Source organism: Allobosea sp. CER48, from assembly GCF_044752385.1.
Lineage (GTDB): Bacteria > Pseudomonadota > Alphaproteobacteria > Rhizobiales > Beijerinckiaceae > Allobosea.
Genome location: NZ_JBIWYK010000357.1, coordinates 1 through 3,386 on the forward strand (window position 1 = coordinate 1; position 3,386 = coordinate 3,386).

4 protein-coding genes are annotated in these 3,386 nt (G+C 67.9%); 3 read left to right on the forward strand and 1 reads right to left on the reverse strand.

What is annotated here, in order from left to right; genetic code table 11:
• On the forward strand, window positions 1-711 hold a 711-nt coding region (locus tag ACIPIA_RS12700), incomplete at its 5' end, for an acyl-CoA dehydrogenase family protein (protein ID WP_400510061.1).
• A gap of 114 nt (window positions 712-825) precedes the next feature.
• Here ACIPIA_RS12700 and msrB read toward each other — a convergent pair.
• The gene (msrB, locus tag ACIPIA_RS12705) at window positions 826-1,254 is read right to left on the reverse strand and encodes a peptide-methionine (R)-S-oxide reductase MsrB (RefSeq protein WP_400510066.1); all 429 of its coding nucleotides are present in this window, start codon (window positions 1,252-1,254) and stop codon (window positions 826-828) included.
• Window positions 1,255-1,592: 338 nt separating this feature from the next.
• On the opposite strand from msrB, the gene ACIPIA_RS12710 reads away from it, so the two are divergent.
• Window positions 1,593-2,816, forward strand: a complete 1,224-nt coding sequence (locus tag ACIPIA_RS12710) for a BtaA family protein (RefSeq protein WP_400510063.1) — start codon at window positions 1,593-1,595, stop codon at window positions 2,814-2,816.
• Between the two features lie 38 nt (window positions 2,817-2,854).
• Window positions 2,855-3,386, forward strand: a 532-nt coding sequence (locus ACIPIA_RS12715) for a class I SAM-dependent methyltransferase (protein WP_400510069.1), incomplete at its 3' end; no start/stop codon positions are given.

A 3,386-nucleotide genomic window follows, 5' to 3' on the forward strand; every position in this document is an offset into this window, starting at 1 on the left:
ATGGCGGTGTCGCTCGCGGCGCATCATGCGCAGCATCGTCGCGCGTTCCAGAAGGCGCTGATCGAGCAGCCGATCATGCAGAACGTGCTCGCGGATATCGCGATCGAGGCCGAAGCCGCGGCCTGGCTCGCCTTCCGCCTCTTTGCGGCACTCGACCGGCAGGACGAGTCGGCGAGCGAGCGGCTGCTGGCCCGGGTGGGTGCGCCTGTCGCCAAGTACTGGGTCACGCGGCGGGCGCCGGCCGTGGTCACCGAGGCGCTGGAATGTCACGGCGGCAACGGTTTCATCGAGGAGAACCCGATGGCGCGGCTCTACAGGGAGGCGCCGCTCAACGCGATCTGGGAAGGCTCGGGCAATGTCATCTGCTTGGACGTGCTGCGCTCGCTCGCGCGCGAGGAGGGGGCGGTCGACGTGCTGCGCGCGGAACTGATCGCGGCAGCGGGCGCGGACCGGCGCTACGACGCGGCGCTCAAGCGGTTGGAGGGCGAATTGCCCGAGCTGATCCGGAACGAGGGACAGGCGCGGCGGCTGACCGAGAAACTGGCTCTTGCGCTGCAGGGCTCGCTGCTGCTGCGGTATGCGCCCGCTGCCGTGGCAGATGCGTTCATTGCCACGCGGCTGGGGGAAGGCTGGTCGGGGCAGTTCGGCGATCTGCCGCCGATGGTGGATGCGGGAGCGCTGGCGCGAAGGGCGGTGCCGGCGGTTTCGTAGGGCGCTTTCGTCATGCTCGCCCTCGTGGCGAGCATCCACGTCCTGAACACGGACTTCGACGGGGGAAGACGTGGATGGTCGGGACAAGCCCGACCATGACGGCAGCGCGCGTTGCTAGGCTTCCGGCTCGAAATTCATCGCCTCGCCGTTGATGCAGTAGCGCAGGCCGGTGGGCGGGGGGCCGTCCGGGAAGACGTGGCCGAGATGGCCGCCGCAATTCGCGCAATGCACCTCGACGCGGTGCATACCGAAGCTGTGGTCCTCGGTGGTGCCGACCGCGCCTTCCAGGGGCTGGTCGAAGCTGGGCCAGCCAGTGCCGCTCTCGAATTTCTTGCCCGACTTGAAGAGCCTCTGGCCACAGCCGGCGCAGGAGAAGGTGCCGGCGCGCTTCTCGTAGTTGAGCGCGCAGGACCCGGCCCGCTCGGTGCCATGGCCGCGCAGGATGCGGTACTGCTCCGGCGTCAGCCGTGCCCGCCACTCGGCATCGGTCAGCTGGAAGGGGAAGGTCTCGTCCTGCTTCCTGGGCTCGCCGAACATGCTCATCAGACCCATTGCGATCTCCTTGTCAGCGGGGGCGCCTCATCGGCTTTCGTGCCGCCAATATGGCGTCTCCCGTGCCGGATTTCAGCCCCGTCGGTTGCGCGCGCTCTCACGATGCCGTGGCGAGGCGAGAGCACCGTCACCTGACCGTCACGCGACTCCTCTAGATCGCCGCGCGTTCCGTCGAACGCGAAGTGGCGATCTATCCCTTTGTTTCGGCGTCGGATTCGCCCGGAAAGTGGTTCCCGCTTTCCGGCCCGATGCCAGCAGCCCCGCCACCCGCAAAGGGAGGAAAACCGGTGACGCAACAGGCGACCCAAACGGCGCGCGCGGCCCGCCGCATGACGAGCTCCGGCCTGGGGCAGGCCGTCCGGCGCAGCAGGACGCTCTCCAAGGCCGGCCTGCTGGAATGGCTGTTTGCCCGTGCCTTCTCGGGGCTGGTCTACCCGCAGATCTGGGAAGACCCTGTCGTCGACATGGCGGCGCTCAAGCTCAAGGCCGACGACCACGTCGTGGCGATCGCCTCGGGCTCCTGCAACATCCTCTCCTATCTGACGGTGGCGCCGATCCGCGTGAGCGCGGTCGATCTCAATGCCACGCATATCGCACTCGGCCGGCTGAAGCTGACCGCGCTGGCGCGGATGGAGCGGCAGGACGATTTCCTGCGCTTCTTCGGCCGCGCCAACGCACGCGACAACGTCGCCTTCTACGACCGCGAGATCGCTGATCATCTGGATGCCGTCTCGCGCGGCTACTGGGAAGGGCGGGGGCTGAACGGACGGCGCCGGATCAACCTCTTCGCCAACGGCTTCCACCGCTACGGCCTGCTCGGCCGCTTCATCGGCACCGGCCATGTGCTTGCGCGGCTGCTCGGGGGCAATCCCAGCGCCATGCTGGCGGCGCGAGACATGGCCGAGCAGCGGACGCTCTATGACAAGCATCTCGCGCCCGTCTTCGAGCGCAGGCTGGTGCGCTGGCTGGTGCGCCAGCCTGCCTCGCTCTACGGGCTCGGCATCCCGCCGGCGCAATACAAGGCGCTGGCTGCCGATGGCGAGGATGGCATCCTGGGTGCGTTGAAGCTCAGGCTGGAACGCCTCGCCTGTGATTTCGACCTCAGGGACAATTATTTCGCCCAGCAGGCCTTCGGCCGGCGCTATGGCGAGGGGCCGGATGCCGCCTTCCCGCCTTATCTGCAACCGCAGCATTTCGCGGTGGTGAAGGCGCGCTCGCCCAATGTCTCCTATCGCCAGAGCGCGGTGACGTCGTTCCTGGAAGAACAGTCGGCCGAAAGCTGCGATGCCTACGTGCTGCTCGACGCGCAGGACTGGATGAACGACGCGGATCTCACGGCCTTGTGGTCGCAGATCACGCGCACGGCGCGGCCGGGCGCCCGGGTGATCTTCCGCACTGCCGCCGATGAACGGCTGCTGCCGGGCCGGGTGCCGGCCGCGATTCTCGACCAGTGGCAATACGAGGAGGGGCAGAGCCGCGAGCTCTGTCGGCAGGACCGCTCGGCGATCTATGGCGGCTTCCACCTCTATGTGCTGAAGGGGGCGGTCCGGTGAGGGCTGCCGAGGCATCGGGCGGTTCGGCCGCCGGGTTGATGGACCGGATCTACCGCAATCAGAGGCACATCTACGATGCCAGCCGGAAGTTCTATCTGCTCGGCCGCGACCAGCTGATCGACGGGTTGCAGCCGCCTGCGGGCGGGAGCGTGCTGGAGATCGGCTGCGGCACCGGGCGCAATCTGATCCGGATCGCGAGACGCTACCCGAACAGCACCTGCTACGGGCTCGATGTATCCGGCGAGATGCTGGCGACGGCCCGTACCTCCGTCGCACGGGTAAAGCTGGAGGACCGGATCGCGCTTGCCCAGGCCGATGCCACCGGCTTCGATCCGCAGGCGCTGTTCGGCCTCGCGGGCTTCGACCGGATCGTGATCTCCTACGCGCTCTCGATGATCCCGCCCTGGGAGGGCGTGGTTGCCGAGGCGCTTCGCCGGCTCGATGCCGGGGGCTCGCTGCATGTCGTCGATTTCGGCGATCAGAGCGGGTTGCCGGCCGCCTTCAAGGCGGTGCTGGAGCGTTGGCTGGCGCTGTTTCATGTCACGCCCCGCGCGGATTTGCCTGAGACGA

Bases quoted from the DNA above. Each gene is read 5' to 3' on its own strand.
- msrB (WP_400510066.1), bottom strand. From the start codon at position 1,254: ATGAGCATGTTCGGCGAGCCCAGGAAGCAGGACGAGACCTTCCCCTTC.
- ACIPIA_RS12710 (WP_400510063.1), top strand. From the start codon at position 1,593: ATGACGAGCTCCGGCCTGGGGCAGGCCGTCCGGCGCAGCAGGACGCTC.